The organism is Microbacterium sp. B35-30 (assembly GCF_010634855.1).
Taxonomy (GTDB): Bacteria; Actinomycetota; Actinomycetes; order Actinomycetales; family Microbacteriaceae; genus Microbacterium.
On sequence record NZ_MWLQ01000041.1, the window covers coordinates 12,161 to 27,065 of the forward strand.

Here is a 14,905-nt window from a genome sequence, read left to right on the forward strand (position 1 = left end):
TAGATAAGCTAGCGATATGTCTTCGCCTCACCACGCGAACCGCCGACCTTCCGGCTGGCTGCGCATCGGCATCCCGGCCCTTCTCGTGCTGATCTGGCTGGCCGCGGGATCGATCGGAGGGCCGTACTTCGGGAAGGTCGACGAGGTGTCGACCAACGACCGTTCGAGCTTCCTGCCCGAGAACGCGGATGCCACACAGGTGAACGAGAGGCTGACGGACTTCCTCGGCGAAGACAGCATCCCCGCCGTCGTGGTCGTCACCGGCGACGGTGAGCTCTCGGAGGATGACGTCGCCGACGCACAGGCGCTGGCCGACGACATCGCGGCGATCGACGGCGTGCAGGAAGGCGTGTCGCCGCCGATCCTGTCGGACGACGGTGAGGCCGTGCAGATCTTCGTCCCCATCGATGCCGCTGGCGAGGTGGGCGAGATCGTCGACGAGATCCGGACGCTCGTCGCCGACGAACTGCCTGAGGGGCTGGACGGGTGGGTCACCGGACCGGCGGGGTTCACGGCGGATCTGGTGGAGGGCTTCCTCGGCATCGACGGGCTGCTCCTCGGTGTGGCCCTGCTCGCCGTCTTCCTGATCCTCGTGATCGTCTACCGCTCACCCCTGCTGCCGGTCCTGGTGCTCCTCACGTCGATGTTCGCCCTGTGCGCAGCGCTCCTCACCGTGTGGTGGCTCGCGTACGCCGGCATCGTGGTGCTCAACGGGCAGGTGCAGGGCATTCTGTTCATCCTCGTCATCGGCGCCGCGACGGACTACGCGCTGCTGTACGTCGCCCGCTTCCGCGAGTCCATCGCGACGGGCGCGTCGAAGTGGGATGCGACGCTCTCGGCGTGGCGCGGAGCGTTCGAGCCGATCCTCGCGTCGGGCGGCACGGTGATCGCCGGCTTGCTGTGCCTGCTGCTCTCGGATCTGGCGACCAACCGCGCTCTCGGGCCGATCGCCTCGATCGGGATCGCCTTCTCGGTGCTCTCGGCGCTGACGTTCCTGCCGGCGCTGCTGGCCCTCTGCGGCCGCGCCGCCTTCTGGCCCTTCATCCCGAAGCAGCCGCTCGCCATGATCCCCGACGATCTGACCGAGCCGGTCAAGGGACTCTGGCCGCGGCAGGCGCGGTTCGTCGCGCGGAACGCGCGCGTCGTGTGGATCGCGTGCACGATCGTGCTGCTCGCCGGCGCGATCGGCATCACCCAGCTCAAGGCGGACGGCGTGCCCACGAGCGATCTCGTACTGGGGTCGTCTGAGGCGCGCGACGGCCAGGAGGTGCTCGCCGAGCACTTCCCGGCCGGCTCGGGGTCTCCCGTCTACGTGATCCTCCCCGAGGAAGACCTCGCCGGCGCCGTCGAGGTGCTGGCGGCGTCGGAAGGCATCGATTCCGTGGCGGTCGCCTCCGACGACTCCCCGACCGGCCAGGCAGGCGTCGAGGTCGAAGGCGGCGAGCCGGTGCTCACGGCGGTCGGCCCGCCCGGCACGCCTGCTCCGGAGGCGACGGTCTCGGACGGCGACGTGCTGGTGATCGGGACGCTGACGGATGCCGCAGACTCTGTCGCCGCTGAGGACACGGTGCGCGAGCTGCGCGCCGACCTCGATGACGCGCTCGGTGCGGGAACGGCGATCGTCGGCGGCGAGACGGCGACCGACATCGACACCAATGACACGTCGACGCGCGACCGGACGGTCATCATCCCGGTCATCCTGCTGGTGATCCTCCTGATCCTGATGCTGCTGCTGCGGTCGGTCCTGGCTCCCGTGCTGCTCATCGCGACGGTGATCCTGTCGTTCGCCACCGCGCTCGGGGTCAGTGCGCTCGTCTTCAACACGGTCTTCGGATTCCCCGGCGCCGACCCCGCGGTGCCGCTGTACGGGTTCGTCTTCCTCGTCGCCCTGGGTGTGGACTACAACATCTTCCTCATGTCGCGCGTGCGGGAGGAGTCCCTCGTCCACGGGACGAGATCGGGCATCCTGCGGGGTCTCGTCGCGACCGGCGGCGTCATCACCTCGGCCGGTCTCGTGCTCGCGGCGACCTTCGCGGCGCTGGGCGTCATCCCGATCCTGTTCCTGGTGCAGCTCGCCTTCATCGTCGCGTTCGGTGTGCTGCTCGACACCTTCGTGGTGCGGTCGCTCCTCGTGCCCGCCCTGTCCTACGACATCGGACGAGCGATCTGGTGGCCGTCGAAGCTCGCGCGACGGCAACCGGAAGCCGGCCCTTCGACAAGCTCAGGGACCAGGTCAGATCAGCCTGCCTCACCGGTCGCCGAGCCTGTCGAAGCGCAACTGCCGGTGGATGCCCCGCTGCCGGCCGACACGGATGCCGAGCTCGTGGCCGACGACGGGCACCCTCTCACCCGGGAGGAGTACAGGCGTACGCTCGAACCATGAGCAAGGCGCTGTTCATCGTCGATGTCCAGAACGACTTCACCGAGGGCGGTGCCCTCGGTGTAGAGGGTGGGGATGCCGTCGCGCAGCGCATCTCGGAGTACCTGGTCACGCACGGCGAGGAGTACGCCGTCATCGTCGCCTCGCGCGACTGGCACCACGGCGAGGGCGACAACGGCGGGCACTTCAGTCCCGAGCCCGACTTCGTCGACACGTGGCCCGTTCACTGCGTGAGCGGCACGGAGGGTGCCGAGTACGACCCCGGCCTCGACACCTCCGCGGTGACGCATCACGTCAAGAAGGGTCAGGGCAGGCCGGCGTACTCGCTGTTCGAGGGCACGACCGACGACGGGGTGACGGTGACCCACCTGCTCGAGGAGCACGGCGTCGTGGACGTCGACGTGGTGGGCCTTGCGACGGACTACTGCGTGCGTGCGTCGGCCCTCGACGCCATCGAGCACGGGCGGCACGTGCGGGTCCTCACCGACCTCGTCGCCGGGGTGGCTCCGGAATCGAGCGACGCCGCGCTCGCCGAGCTCGCGCACGCGGGGGCGGAGTTGAGCCACTCCGGTCTCTCCGGCGGTGACTGAGCCCGCCGGTGGGTCGCCGACGGCCGTGGGCGTCCGCGCGGCGCTCGAGGCCGCGGCATCCGCTGACGAACGGGCCAAGATCCAGCGGCGCATGACCGATCAGCGCACCGAGATCCTCGGCGTGCGCATGGGCACCGTCTTCGACATCGCCAGGACGAATGCACGGATGCCGCTGGCCGAGGTCGACCGGCTGCTCGACTCGGATGTCTACGAGCTGCGCGTGGCGGCGGTGTCGATCCTCGACTTCCAGGCCCGAACGAAGGATGCCGACCGCGCCGCGCTGTACGACCTCTGGATGCGGCGCCTGGACCGCATCGACACGTGGGACTACATCGACCGTGCGGCTCCGCGCGTGATCGGCGGATATCTGCTCGACAAGCCCCGCGACGTGCTGTTCGACCTCGCGCGGTCGGAGGATCGGTGGCACCGCCGCACGGCGATCACCGCGGCGTTCTGGATCATCCGCGCCGGCGACCTCGACGATCCGCTGGCGCTCTGCGACGTGCTGGCTGCGGATCCCGAGCACCTGGTGCAGACGAACGTGGGGGTGGCGCTGCGCGAGATCGGGCGGGTCGACCGCGTGCGGCTCGAGGAGTTCCTCGCGCGTCGCGGCGACGATCTGAGTGCTCATGCGCGGCGAACCGCGCGCTCCGCCCTGACATGATGCGCACCACACGTTAGCCTCGGGTCTTGTGACTGCGATCCGCCCACTCGCCCCTGCCGACCGCGAGGCCTGGCTGCCGCTCTGGCGCGGCTACCTCGCGTTCTACGAATCGGAGCTCTCGGATGAGCAGACCGAGCTGACGTGGCACCGCCTCCTCGATCCGCAGTTCCCGATCCACGGCGCGCTCGCCACCGGCGACACGGGGGAGGCGGTGGGGTTCGTGCACTGGCTGACCCACGCGGCCACCTGGTCGGCGGGCCCGTACTGCTACCTCGAGGATCTGTTCGTCCACCCCGACACCCGGGGCACGGGCGCGGGACGCGCGCTCATCGCCCACGTCACCGACTGGGCCCGTGAACAGGGCGCCGCGAAGGTGTACTGGCTCACGCAGGAGTCCAACGCCACGGCACGCGGCCTGTACGACCGTGTCGCGACCTCGACCGGCTTCGTGCACTACGAGATCGGACTGGCGTCATGACGGGCGGAGCGGCTCCCGCCGAGCGCAGCACCGGCGACCTCGTCGCCACGCTGCTGCTCATCGGCTTCTCGGTCGGGGGCGCGGTGGTGCTGTTCTTCGTCTCGCTGCTCTGGGCGGTCGGCACCTACGACAACACGCTCGCCATCGTGCTCGGCGGATATCTGCCGCTCGCCTTCGCGGTGATCGGCGGCGTCGCGGGCATCCTCGCGCTGTCCCGCAAGCGCACCGCGTTCTGGTACCCGCTCATCGCGCTGGTGCTGAGCATCGTGGCCTGGCTCATCGCCGCCGCGATCGCGCGCTGACAACGGGGCCGGCCAAGTGCTCCGGCGGCTCGAACGGTGTGGTGCCCCCACAGGGGCTCGAACCCTGGACCCACGGATTAACCTGCTGCACTGAGTTTCCCCAGCCACCGTCTCCGGCTTGCAGTCTGGACTATATCTTCACCTTCGGCCGGACCGGTCAGGTGCGCCGCGTGTAGTCTCTGAGGTTCCCTTGCGGTTACCTGCTGATTGCCCAATCCCTCGGATTTTCACTGCCAGGTGTCGTTCAGACGCTTGGCGAGTACCTCGGGCTCTCAGGGTGTTCCAGCATATAGCGGCGGTCATCCAGCGCATTTCGGCGCTGGCGCTCCATTTTGTTGTGTTGAAGTCCGTTGCTCTAACCAACTGAGCTATAGGGGCGCCTCCACCCTAGCAAGGCCACGCGGATGGTCGGAGCGTCGGAGCCCATCTCTAGGCTGTGGGTTCGCCCGTCTGGAGACGTCGCAGGAAAGGACCAGGAGGCGATGAGGAAGCACTGCGGTTCGTGCGGGCAGGAACAGCCGCTCACCGAGTTCAACCGCAAGTCATCCCGCGCCGACGGGCTCCAAGAAGTATGTCGCGAGTGCAACCGGCGGTCGTCGCGCGACTACTACGCGCGCAATCGTGAACGTCATGTGCGGGTCATCGTCGAACGCACTGCGAAGCGGCGCGCCGAGGCCAAAACGTTCCTCGTGACCTATCTGCGCGACCATCCGTGCGTCGACTGCGGCGTGACCGATCTGCGGGTCCTCGACTTCGACCACCGACCAGGGGCTGACAAGCGCAAGGACGTCATGGCGATGGTGAAGGAGGGGTTCAGCATCGCCAGACTGTCGGAAGAGATCGATAAGTGCGACGTGCGTTGCCGCAACTGTCATGCGATCGTGACCCTCGAGCGCGCCGGAGACAACTGGCGGTCGAGAGCGATGCGCGACCTCCGTGGCGCCTGACCGCGGCGCTCAGCCGTTGCCGCCCCCGTTGCCGCCGCCGTTGCCGTTGCCGTTCCCGCGCCCGCCGCTGCCGCCGCCGCCGCCGTTGTTGTTGCCCGGGCCGCTGTTGTCGTTGACGTCCCCGCCGCCTCCGGTGTCGGCCGGCGGCGGGTCGCCGGCCGGGGCCCGCTCAGCGGGCACGCTGGCCGGCACCTCCTCGACCGGAGCCTCCTCCGTCGGCGCCGGCGGAGCCTCCTCCGTCGGTACGGGCGGAGCTTGCTCCTCCGCGGGCGGGGTCGATGCGGGGTCGGCATCTGCGGACCAGCTGTTCGCCACCAGCACCGAGCCGAGCGCGAGTGCGAGCGCCAGCAGCGCCGCGACGACCACCCCGATCATCAGGGCACGGCGCGAGGCTCGCCCACGCTCGTCGGGCACGGCAGGGGCGACCGCTGCCGCCTCATCCGTCCCGGCCGAAGCTCCCGACGCGCGGGCGGCCACGCGCGCATCGCGGCGGAGCGCTCCGCGCTCGAGGGTGCCCGCAGAACCTGCGGCCAGCGCGCGCTGGGGAAAGACCTGGGTGGGATCGGCGACGGATATCGCGACAGGCGCCGTCGAGGGGTCGGCTGCTTGACGGGCGATGGTGTTCTCCATGGCAGCCAGGCGGGAGGCCGCCGTCACGACGTCGAGCGCGGCGGGTCGGTCGTCCGGGCGGATCGCCGTCATCCCGCGCAGCAGGCCCTGCCACGACGGGTGGAGCGACTCCGGGATCTCGGGCGCCGACGACAGCCGTGCCACCACCGTGCCGATGCCTTCGGCATCGCCGAACGGTCGTTCGCCGGTCAGCGCCTCGATGAGCAGGAGACCGAACGCGTAGATGTCGGCGGCCGGCGCCGGCGGCACCCCGCGCGCCTGTTCCGGAGCGACGTACGCCATCGTGCCGACGATGACTCCCGGGGTGGTCACACGGGCCGAGTCCATCAAGTAGGCGATGCCGAAGTCCCCGAGCTTCGCGCGCCACTCCCATCCGGGCCGCGGCGACGACCACAGGAGCACATTCGAGGGTTTGATATCGCGATGCACGACCCCGTGCTCGTGCGCGACGTGCAGGCCCTCCGCGATGTCGATCGCGATCGATGCGACGATCTTCGGATCGACGGGCCCCCGCGCGATGAGATCCCGCAGCGTGATGCCGTCGACGTGCTCCATGACGAGGTAGCTGGTCTCGCCCGTGCCGACGCGCGCATCGAACACGGTGACGAGGGAGTGGTGACTCAGAGAAGCGAGGAGGGTCGTCTCTGACAGTGCACGTTCGACGGAGTCGATGCCGTCGGTGGGTTCGCGGAACACCTTCACTGCCACCGAGCGCTGGAGGTGGGTGTCTTCGGCGCGATAGACGCGCGCCATCCCGCCCTCGCCGATACGCTCATGCAGGACGTAGCGATCGTCCAAGATCTCGCCGGTGGACAACTCCGCCGACGCGCGCAGGTCTGTCACGTCTCCTCCCACCTGGCGTCCGCACCCCTCCGGCGCAACCCCAGGCCCAGAATCACGTTAGACAGCGCGCCTGATTGTCCCCACACCCTTGACTCTTGCGCGAGCGCGTGCAATGCACGACGAGGCCGCCGACGTCATCCCCAGACGTCGACGGCCTCACCGCCCCCCTGCCGGCCGAAGCCGGCGGCGGTCACTGTGCCGGAGGCATCAGGACCGAGTCGATGAGATACACGGTGGCGTTGGCGGTCTGCACGCCGCCGCAGATCACGCTGGCGTCGTTGACCATCCACTCGTCTCCGCTTCCGGTCACCTCGAGATCGGAGCCCTGCACGGTGGTGTGCATGCCGGCGATGTCGGCAGGCTCGATCTGGCCGGGAACCACGTGGTACGTCAGGATCGACGTCAGCGTCGCCGTGTCGGTCTTCAGCGCCTCGATGGTCGCCGGGTCGAGGGCCGCGAACGCCTCGTCCACCGGGGCGAAGACGGTGAACTCGTCGCCGTTGAGGGTGTCGACGAGGTCGACCTCAGGGTTGAGCTGGCCGCTCACGGCGGCGGTGAGCGTGGTCAGCATCGGATTGTTGGATGCCGCGACCGCGACCGGATCGGCCGACATGCCCTCGATCGAGCCGTCGCCGTCCGGAACGGCCTCCGCATAGGCGGCGCAGCCGGGGCCGACGAGGTTCGCGGCGGGGTCGGCGGCCATCGGCTCCTCGCTCGCCTCCATGGCCGGTGTGGAGGGTTCTGCCGACGGCTCGGCGGCCGAGCCGCCCATCGAGCATGCCGACAGTGCGAAGGACGCGGCGACGGCGAGAGCGAGCCCGGCCGAAAGGCGCTTCCGGGTGATGCGAGACATTGTCTTCCTCCTCCATGCGGTCGTGCGACCGCGGTCTGGTGGCCCCCGGTGCGGGGAGCGTGCCGCAGGAGCGGCTACACGGACTGTTCGGAGGGCTCCCCGGAACGGATTGGACGACATGCGGATGCCGCTGCCTGGGCTCACGGCACCCGTTGTCAGTCCGTCCAATCCGAAGCGGCCTGTGGAGCGAACAACCGTCGACACCAAGGGGGATTCATGGAGCTCGTCATCATCGGTCTGCTCGGCGGGCTCATCACGGGGATCTCGCCGTGCATCCTGCCGGTGCTGCCGGTCATCTTCCTGACCGGCGGCGCGCAGTCCGCCCGTTTCGCCTCCGAGGCGGGCGACGGGCCGGCCCCGGCGTCGCGCTGGCGGCCGTACCTCGTCATCGCGGGGCTCGTCACCAGTTTCACGCTGGTCACTCTGCTGGGCTCGCTTCTGCTGGGTGCGCTCGGCCTGCCGCAGGACGTGCTGCGCTGGGCGGGGATCGCGGTGCTCGTCCTGATCGGCATCGGCCTGCTCGTGCCGGGATTCGAGCGGGTGCTCGAGAAGCCCTTCCAGCGGCTCGCCCGTCGCTCCGAAGTGCAGAACTCCGGGAGCGGGTACGGTGTCGGGCTGGCCCTCGGCACGGTCTTCGTGCCGTGCGCGGGACCGGTGCTGGCGGCGATCATCGTGGCCGGCTCGACCGGCCGCATCGACGTCGGCACAGTGGTGCTGACGCTCTCCTTCGCTGTCGGCGTCGCGATCCCGCTGCTGTTCTTCGCGCTGGCGGGTCGTGGCCTGGTCGAGCGCATCCGCGCGTTCCGCACGCACGAGCGGGGCCTGCGGATCGCCGCCGGCGTGGCGATGCTCGCGCTCGCGGTCGGGCTCGTCTTCAACGTGCCGCAGCTGCTCCAACGGCTCGTGCCGGACTACACGGCTGACATCCAGCGGCAGCTCACCGACAACCCCGATGCGCGCCGGGCGCTCGATCTCGGCGGGCTGGTGACGGATGAGAACCGCGAGCTCGACCAGTGCACCAACGGCGCGGCCGAACTGGAGTCCTGCGGGACGGCGCCGAGCATCCGGGGCATCGACGCGTGGCTGAACACGCCGGACGGCGCGCCGATCGCCCTCGACGACCTGCAGGGCGAGGTCGTGCTCATCGACTTCTGGGCGTACTCGTGCATCAACTGCCAGCGCAGCATCCCGCACGTCGTGGCGTGGGACGCGGCCTATCGAGAGGCGGGACTGCAGGTGATCGGCATCCACTCTCCCGAGTACGCCTTCGAGAAAGACGCCGCCAATGTCGCCGCAGGGGCGCGCGACTTCGGCATCACGTATCCGGTGGCTCTCGACAACAGCCTGTCGACGTGGACGAACTACCGGAACCGCTACTGGCCCGCCCACTACCTGATCGACGCCACCGGCACCGTGCGGCACATTTCGCTCGGCGAGGGCAGCTACGCCGCGACCGAGAAGCTGATCCGAGAGCTGCTGCAGGATGCCGAGCCCGACGTGGCGCTGCCGGGTCCGACCGACATCGCCGATGACACGCCGGATGCCGGCACCCGCACGCGAGAGACGTTCCTCGGGTCGGCGAAGGACGTCAACCACGGCGGTGACTCGCCGTACCGCGCAGGCGAGGCCGAGTACCGGCTGCCTGCCGAGCAGCCCGCGGATTCGTTCGCCCTCGATGGCTCCTGGCGCGTCGAGACGCAGTACGCCACGCCCACCACAGCCGCGGGTGGCGGCATCCGTCTGCAGTTCCATGCGGATGAGGTGCGGATGGTGCTGGCCGGCGAAGGCGAGGTGCGCGTACGGCTCGACGGCGGCCCAGAGCAGACGCTGGCGGTGTCGGGAACGCCTCGGTCGTACGCCGTCGCGGAAGGCGCGGTCGGGTCCGCCCAGGTGCTCGACGTGATCGTGTCGCCGGGCGTCGAAGTGTACTCGTTCACCTTCGGGTGAGGCGACGCCGGGGTGAAGGAGGGCGGGTAGGGCATGCTGGTGGACATGGTGATCGATGGGATCGACGTGCCGGAGGACGGCACGGAGCCCGTTGATCGCATCGGAGAGCTGCTGCAGCGCGTCGCCGTCGGAGACCAGGCGGCGTTCGCGCGGGTCTATGACCTCCTGTCGCCGCGCGTCTTCGGCCTCATCCTGCGAGTGCTCGTCAACCGGGCGCAGAGCGAAGAGGTGCTGCAGGAGGTGTTCCTCGAGGTGTGGCAATCCGCATCGCGGTTCGCTCCGAACAGAGGTCAGGGGAGATCGTGGGTCCTCACGATCGCGCACCGCCGGGCGGTGGACCGTGTGCGGGCCTCGCAGTCGAGCGCGGATCGAGACGTGCGAGCCGGATTCCGCGATCTCGGGGTGGCCCACGACGAGGTGGCGGAGCAGGTCGAGCTGCGCATCGAGGGGGAGCGGGTGGCGACGGCGCTGTCGGCACTGCCCGACGCCCAGAAGGAAGCGCTGACCCTCGCGTATTACGGGGGTTACAGTCAGAGCGAGATCGCGGCCCTGGTGGGAGCGCCGTTGGGGACGATCAAGACGAGGATGCGGGACGGACTGTCCCGCCTGAGAGCGGAGATGGGGGTGACCGCGTGATGGACGAGGAGGAGTTCGCCGAGCTCGCCGCCGGCGCTGCGCTGAACGCGCTGTCACCCGCCGACCGGGAGGCGTTCGAGGCCGCCCGGCGCCGGCACCCCGAGTGGCAGCACCTGGTGGACGCGGATGCCGCGACCGCCGCCGCCCTCGCGGACACCGTCTCGGACGCGCTGCCCCCGCTGACCCTGCGCTCGACCCTGCTCGCGCGTGTCGCGGCGACCCCGCAGTTGCCGACGATGGACGCGTCCGCAGCGGCGGCCGCCGAACCGGTCGAAGCGTGGTCGGACAGCGACGAGCAGCCGGCGGCCGAGCCGCCGCCCGCGACGGCCGTCATCCAGGCGGTGTCTCGGCAGCGCTGGACCCGCGGAATCCTCGGGCTGGCCGCATCGCTGGTGCTGCTCGTCGCCCTTGGGCTCGGCGCCGCCACGCTCAACGACTACCTGAACCGCTCGGCAGAGGTCGTCGCGCTCGAGCAGATCGAGGATGCCCCCGACGCCCAGTCGGCCACGGTCGAGGTCACCGACGGCGGCACGGCGACGGCGCACTGGTCGGAGTCCGTCGGCAAGGTCGTGCTGGTGTCCCAGGGGCTTCCGCGGATCGCCGACGACGAGAGCTTCGAGCTGTGGTTCGTGCGTGGCGACGATGCGGTCTCGGCAGGCACCTTCGAGTCCGCGGACGGCCAGGCGACGGCGTTGCTCGACGGTGAGGTGGAACCGGGCGACGTGATCGCGGTGACGATCGAGCCGCAGGGCGGCTCGCCCACCGGGGAGCCGTCGTCCGAACCCATCGTGATCATCCCCACCGCCTGAATCCTGCCGACGGACTGGTGCGACAGGGCGATCCGGGTAGCGTGAAACCCGTGGTTTCCGCCGTGCAGACGACCCAGACGCTCGCTCACCTCCGGCGTGCGCGCGATCTCATCGACCGTGAGTACGCGCAGCCCCTCGACGTGCCGACGATGGCGACGAAGGCGCTGATGTCGCCGGCGCATTTCTCGCGGGAGTTCAAGGCCGCCTACGGCGAGACCCCGTACGCGTATCTCATGACCCGGCGCATCGAGCGCGCCATGGCGCTGCTGCGCGAGGGCACGTCGGTGACGGATGCCTGCACCGCCGTCGGCGCGACCTCGCTCGGCTCATTCAGCTCGACGTTCACCGAGATCGTGGGGGAGACCCCGAGCTCGTACCGGTCCCGGCCGCATGACGCGGCCGAGGCGATGCCGCTGTGCGTCGCGAAGATCCTCACGCGCCCGACCCGGTACGCCTGACCGCTGTTCGACGGTCGTGCCAACTGAGCAGGATCGGAGAAGCGCGCGCCCAGGCGGGACCCTAGCGTGGCAGGCATGACGAACATCGCGCTGGCATACAGCCCCATCACCGTCGACGATGTCGACGCCGCCATCCCGTTCTACCGCGACGGCCTCGGTCTCGAGGTCGTCAACGACGTCTCCTACGACGGTCACCGCTGGGTGAGCTTCGGCTTTCCCGGTCAGCCCGGTCTGTCGCTCGTCGTCTCGGACCCGACCGCGGGCCGGTCTCCCGACGACGGCGAGACGCTGAATCGCCTCATCGTGAAGGGATCGGGCCCTGGGCCCTACGTGTTCACCACCGGCGACCTCGACGCCACCTTCGAGCAGCTGCGCGCCTTCGGCGCCGAGGTGCTGCAGGAGCCCAAGGGGCAGGACTGGGGACCGCGCGACTGCGCATTCCGCGACCCTGCCGGCAACCACATCCGCATCAACCAGGTCTGAGCGGACGGGCATTATGTGCCTGCCCTGGGCGGCTGCGCGCGAGCGGGAGCCCGTGCTCGTGGCGGCGAGTAGCCTGGACGGGATGAGCGATTCGTCCAGGGAGTTCCACAAGCCCGTCCGACGACCGGCGGAGCTCTTCGACCGTGTGTTCGCGGCCGAGGATCCGGCGGAGGTCTCGCGCGTCGCGCACACGACTGCGCACGCCCTGCTGGCGCGGGTGCGCGCCGACCCCGACGGCGACGTCGTCGACCGGCTCGTCGCGTTCACCGACGAGCACGGCATCGACGACCTCGCCGAACTGTGGTCGCGCTCGCCGGCGAAGACGCTCCCCGGAGCGCTGTGGCGGCTGTACCTCGTGCAGCTCATGATCCACGACGACCCGCGCACGGCCGCGCTCCTGTACGAGCGCGGCCGTGCCGAGCTCGCGTCCGCCGACGACGTCGTCGCCGGCGCGCCCTCACCCGCCGGCCCCGACGAGCTCGTCGCCCTGGTCGACACGATCCTGCGCGGTCTGTTCGAGGGCGACTTCGCCGTCGCGCTCGACCGCGCCGCCGCGTTCTGCCGCGTGCAGGCGTCGGGCGCGACGCATGTCGCCGACGACTACGAGGCGACCGAGCCTGATCGCGCATCGGCGTTCACCACGCGCGCCCTGCGGCTGTCGGACTACGCCGCCGACCTGACAGCCTGCGCCGCGCTGTGGCGCCGCGCAGCGCTCACCTGACGCGGTACAGAACGCCTCGGTGCTGATGCCGCTGCGCGGGAGAGGCGTTCCGCATCGCTCGGCGCTGCGCATCGCCCTGGGTATGGAAGTGCCGGGCCGCAGAACGCCTCGGTGCTGATGCCGCTGCGCGGGAGAGGCGTTCCGCATCGCTCGGCGCTGCGCATCGCCCTGGGTATGGAAGTGCCGGGCCGCAGGACGCCTCGGTGCTGATGCCGCTGCGCGGGAGAGGCGTTCCGCATCGCTCGGCGCTGCGCATCGCCCTGGGTATGGAAGTGCCGGGCCGCAGAACGCCTCTCGGCGCGAGGCCGCTCGGAGCGGCAGAAGATGGAGCCCGGGGTTACTGCGGCCCGGCTGATCCAGTGTAACGGAGGAGACCGGCGTGGCATTCCCCGCGCTCTAAGCTCGGGGCATGGCCCTGCTCTTCGCACTCGTCATCGACCCCTCGGCCTTCGCGGATACCCGGTCGGACTTCGCCGACACGTTCCGCGTCATCGATCCCTCCGCACCGGCACTGAGCGTCGGCGAGCTGAGCACGCAGCGTGGCGACGGCATCTTCGAGTCGATCGGGGTCGTCGATGGGCACGCGCAGGAGACGGAGGCGCATCTCGAGCGGCTCGCGCACTCGGCCCGGATCTGCGACCTGGCGCCCCCGAACCTCGAGCAGTGGCGGCAGGCCGTGGACGTCGCCGCACAGCACGCGCCGCGCCACGGCGAGGGCGTGATCAAGCTCATCCTGAGCCGCGGTGTCGAGCATGGCCCCGCACCGACGGCCTGGGTGACCGTGGCGGCCGCCGCCGACAACACCGCCGTGCGCGCTCGGGGGATCCGCGTCGTGACCCTCGACCGCGGGTATGGCATCGACACGCCCGCGAAGGCTCCCTGGCTGCTGCTCGGCGCCAAGACGCTGTCGTACGCGGTGAATATGGCCGCGATCCGCGAGGCCAAGCGCCGTGGAGCCGACGACGCCGTGTTCGTGAGCTCGGACGGCTTCGTCCTCGAAGCACCGACCGCGTCCCTCATCCTGCGGCTCGACGGCCGGTTCGTCACTCCCGCGCCCAACGGCGGCATCCTCCACGGCACGACGCAGCTGAGCCTGTTCGCCCATCTCGAGGAGCAGGGTCTCGAGACCGGCTACGCGACGATTCCGATCAGCGCGCTGGGGCAGGCGGATGCCGCGTGGCTGGTGTCGAGCGTGCGTCTCGCGGCGCCCATCACAGCGATCGACGGCGCCGCGGTCCCGGTCGACGCCGACCTCACGGCATCCTTCAATCGCTATCTGCTCAGCCCGCGCGACTGAGCCGCCCGCCCGACCCGCGCCCTACCGGAGCAACGACGAAGCCCCCGCCGAGCGGCGGGGGCTTCGTCAACGGGATGTCGTCGGCTCAGCCGAATCGGCCCGAGACGTAGTCCTCCGTGGCCTGCACCGACGGCGTCGTGAAGATCGCGGTGGTGTCGTTGTACTCGATGAGCTTGCCCGGCTTGCCGGTGCCCGCGATGTTGAAGAACGCCGTCTTGTCGCTCACGCGCGAGGCCTGCTGCATGTTGTGCGTGACGATGACGACCGTGTAGTCGTTCTTCAGCTCGCCGATCAGCTCCTCGATCGCGTAGGTCGAGATCGGGTCGAGGGCCGAGCAGGGCTCGTCCATGAGGATCACCTCGGGAGAGACGGCGATCGCGCGGGCGATGCAGAGTCGCTGCTGCTGGCCGCCCGAGAGGCCCGAGCCCGGCTTGTCGAGACGGTCCTTGACCTCGTTCCACAGGTTGGCGCCCATGAGGGACTTCTCGACGAGGGCGTCGGAGTCCGACTTCGACATCTTCTTGTTGTTGAGCTTGACGCCCGCGAGCACGTTCTCCTTGATCGACATCGTGGGGAACGGATTGGGCCGCTGGAACACCATGCCGACCTGGCGGCGCACGAGCACCGGGTCGACGTTGGCACCGTAGAGGTTGTCGCCGTCCAGCAGCACCTCGCCCTCCACGCGGGCGCCGGGGATGACTTCGTGCATGCGGTTGAGGGTGCGCAGGAACGTCGACTTGCCGCAACCCGACGGGCCGATGAAGGCGGTCACGCTGCGCGGCTCGATGTTGAGCGAGACGCCTTCGACGGCCAGGAAGTCGCTGTAGTAGACGTTGAGGTCGTTGACTTCGATGCTCTTGGACATGA

At 69.8% G+C, this 14,905-nt stretch carries 16 protein-coding genes; 13 read left to right on the forward strand and 3 right to left on the reverse strand.

Annotated features, from left to right (window positions below; all coding sequences use genetic code 11):
- Positions 1-16: 16 nt before the first annotated feature.
- From B2K11_RS18370 to B2K11_RS18395, 6 genes are all read left to right on the forward strand, one after another.
- Entirely contained in the window at positions 17-2,383 is a 2,367-nt protein-coding gene (locus tag B2K11_RS18370) for an efflux RND transporter permease subunit (protein WP_163620542.1), read from the forward strand.
- A complete protein-coding gene (locus B2K11_RS18375) occupies positions 2,380-2,970 on the forward strand; it encodes an isochorismatase family protein (protein WP_163620543.1) in 591 nt (196 codons plus the stop codon). The genes B2K11_RS18370 and B2K11_RS18375 overlap by 4 nt, the downstream gene beginning before the upstream one ends.
- Entirely contained in the window at positions 2,963-3,634 is a 672-nt protein-coding gene (locus B2K11_RS18380) for a DNA alkylation repair protein (RefSeq protein ID WP_204260184.1), read from the forward strand. The genes B2K11_RS18375 and B2K11_RS18380 overlap by 8 nt, the downstream gene beginning before the upstream one ends.
- Before the next feature lie 28 nt (positions 3,635-3,662).
- A complete protein-coding gene (locus tag B2K11_RS18385; protein WP_163620544.1) occupies positions 3,663-4,112 on the forward strand; it encodes a GNAT family N-acetyltransferase in 450 nt (149 codons plus the stop codon).
- On the forward strand, positions 4,109-4,414 hold the full coding sequence (locus B2K11_RS18390; protein ID WP_163620545.1) for a hypothetical protein: 306 nt from the start codon (positions 4,109-4,111) through the stop codon (positions 4,412-4,414). The genes B2K11_RS18385 and B2K11_RS18390 overlap by 4 nt, the downstream gene beginning before the upstream one ends.
- A 482-nt stretch (positions 4,415-4,896) precedes the next feature.
- Entirely contained in the window at positions 4,897-5,361 is a 465-nt protein-coding gene (locus B2K11_RS18395; protein WP_163620546.1) for a hypothetical protein, read from the forward strand.
- A 9-nt stretch (positions 5,362-5,370) separates the two neighbouring features.
- Here B2K11_RS18395 and B2K11_RS18400 read toward each other — a convergent pair whose 3' ends face one another.
- Positions 5,371-6,834 carry a serine/threonine-protein kinase gene (locus tag B2K11_RS18400; RefSeq protein ID WP_163620547.1) on the reverse strand — a complete coding sequence of 488 codons (1,464 nt, stop codon included), beginning with the start codon at positions 6,832-6,834 and terminating at the stop codon, positions 5,371-5,373.
- A gap of 190 nt (positions 6,835-7,024) precedes the next feature.
- On the reverse strand, positions 7,025-7,687 hold the full coding sequence (locus B2K11_RS18405; RefSeq protein WP_163620548.1) for a fasciclin domain-containing protein: 663 nt from the start codon (positions 7,685-7,687) through the stop codon (positions 7,025-7,027).
- 216 nt (positions 7,688-7,903) lie between these two features.
- Between B2K11_RS18405 and B2K11_RS18410 the strand changes: the two genes are divergently transcribed.
- From B2K11_RS18410 to B2K11_RS18440, 7 genes are all read left to right on the forward strand, one after another.
- On the forward strand, positions 7,904-9,634 hold the full coding sequence (locus tag B2K11_RS18410; RefSeq protein ID WP_163620549.1) for a cytochrome c biogenesis protein CcdA: 1,731 nt from the start codon (positions 7,904-7,906) through the stop codon (positions 9,632-9,634).
- 33 nt (positions 9,635-9,667) lie between these two features.
- On the forward strand, positions 9,668-10,270 hold the full coding sequence (gene sigK / locus B2K11_RS18415) for an ECF RNA polymerase sigma factor SigK (RefSeq protein ID WP_204260185.1): 603 nt from the start codon (positions 9,668-9,670) through the stop codon (positions 10,268-10,270).
- Positions 10,270-11,079 carry an anti-sigma factor gene (locus B2K11_RS18420; RefSeq protein WP_163620570.1) on the forward strand — a complete coding sequence of 270 codons (810 nt, stop codon included), beginning with the start codon at positions 10,270-10,272 and terminating at the stop codon, positions 11,077-11,079. The genes sigK and B2K11_RS18420 overlap by 1 nt, the downstream gene beginning before the upstream one ends.
- Before the next feature lie 50 nt (positions 11,080-11,129).
- Positions 11,130-11,537, forward strand: coding sequence for a helix-turn-helix transcriptional regulator (locus B2K11_RS18425; protein ID WP_204260186.1), 408 nt, complete (start codon positions 11,130-11,132; stop codon positions 11,535-11,537).
- A 75-nt stretch (positions 11,538-11,612) separates the two neighbouring features.
- Entirely contained in the window at positions 11,613-12,020 is a 408-nt protein-coding gene (locus B2K11_RS18430; protein ID WP_163620551.1) for a VOC family protein, read from the forward strand.
- 82 nt (positions 12,021-12,102) lie between these two features.
- Positions 12,103-12,741, forward strand: coding sequence for a DNA-directed RNA polymerase subunit beta (locus B2K11_RS18435; RefSeq protein WP_163620552.1), 639 nt, complete (start codon positions 12,103-12,105; stop codon positions 12,739-12,741).
- A 409-nt stretch (positions 12,742-13,150) separates the two neighbouring features.
- Positions 13,151-14,038, forward strand: a complete 888-nt coding sequence (locus B2K11_RS18440; protein ID WP_163620553.1) for an aminodeoxychorismate lyase — start codon at positions 13,151-13,153, stop codon at positions 14,036-14,038.
- A gap of 85 nt (positions 14,039-14,123) precedes the next feature.
- On the opposite strand, the gene pstB is transcribed toward B2K11_RS18440, so the two are convergent.
- Entirely contained in the window at positions 14,124-14,903 is a 780-nt protein-coding gene (gene pstB, locus B2K11_RS18445) for a phosphate ABC transporter ATP-binding protein PstB (protein ID WP_163620554.1), read from the reverse strand.
- Positions 14,904-14,905: the final 2 nt, after the last annotated feature.

What these genes read in the sequence shown, in the direction of transcription:
- B2K11_RS18370 (WP_163620542.1), top strand. Translation starts at nt 17, where the DNA reads ATGTCTTCGCCTCACCACGCGAACCGCCGACCTTCCGGCTGGCTGCGC.
- B2K11_RS18375 (WP_163620543.1), top strand. Translation starts at nt 2,380, where the DNA reads ATGAGCAAGGCGCTGTTCATCGTCGATGTCCAGAACGACTTCACCGAG.
- B2K11_RS18390 (WP_163620545.1), top strand. Translation starts at nt 4,109, where the DNA reads ATGACGGGCGGAGCGGCTCCCGCCGAGCGCAGCACCGGCGACCTCGTC.
- B2K11_RS18395 (WP_163620546.1), top strand. Translation starts at nt 4,897, where the DNA reads ATGAGGAAGCACTGCGGTTCGTGCGGGCAGGAACAGCCGCTCACCGAG.
- B2K11_RS18405 (WP_163620548.1), bottom strand. Translation starts at nt 7,687, where the DNA reads ATGTCTCGCATCACCCGGAAGCGCCTTTCGGCCGGGCTCGCTCTCGCC.
- B2K11_RS18410 (WP_163620549.1), top strand. Translation starts at nt 7,904, where the DNA reads ATGGAGCTCGTCATCATCGGTCTGCTCGGCGGGCTCATCACGGGGATC.
- sigK (WP_204260185.1), top strand. Translation starts at nt 9,668, where the DNA reads ATGCTGGTGGACATGGTGATCGATGGGATCGACGTGCCGGAGGACGGC.
- B2K11_RS18420 (WP_163620570.1), top strand. Translation starts at nt 10,270, where the DNA reads ATGGACGAGGAGGAGTTCGCCGAGCTCGCCGCCGGCGCTGCGCTGAAC.
- B2K11_RS18430 (WP_163620551.1), top strand. Translation starts at nt 11,613, where the DNA reads ATGACGAACATCGCGCTGGCATACAGCCCCATCACCGTCGACGATGTC.
- B2K11_RS18435 (WP_163620552.1), top strand. Translation starts at nt 12,103, where the DNA reads ATGAGCGATTCGTCCAGGGAGTTCCACAAGCCCGTCCGACGACCGGCG.
- B2K11_RS18440 (WP_163620553.1), top strand. Translation starts at nt 13,151, where the DNA reads ATGGCCCTGCTCTTCGCACTCGTCATCGACCCCTCGGCCTTCGCGGAT.
- pstB (WP_163620554.1), bottom strand. Translation starts at nt 14,903, where the DNA reads ATGTCCAAGAGCATCGAAGTCAACGACCTCAACGTCTACTACAGCGAC.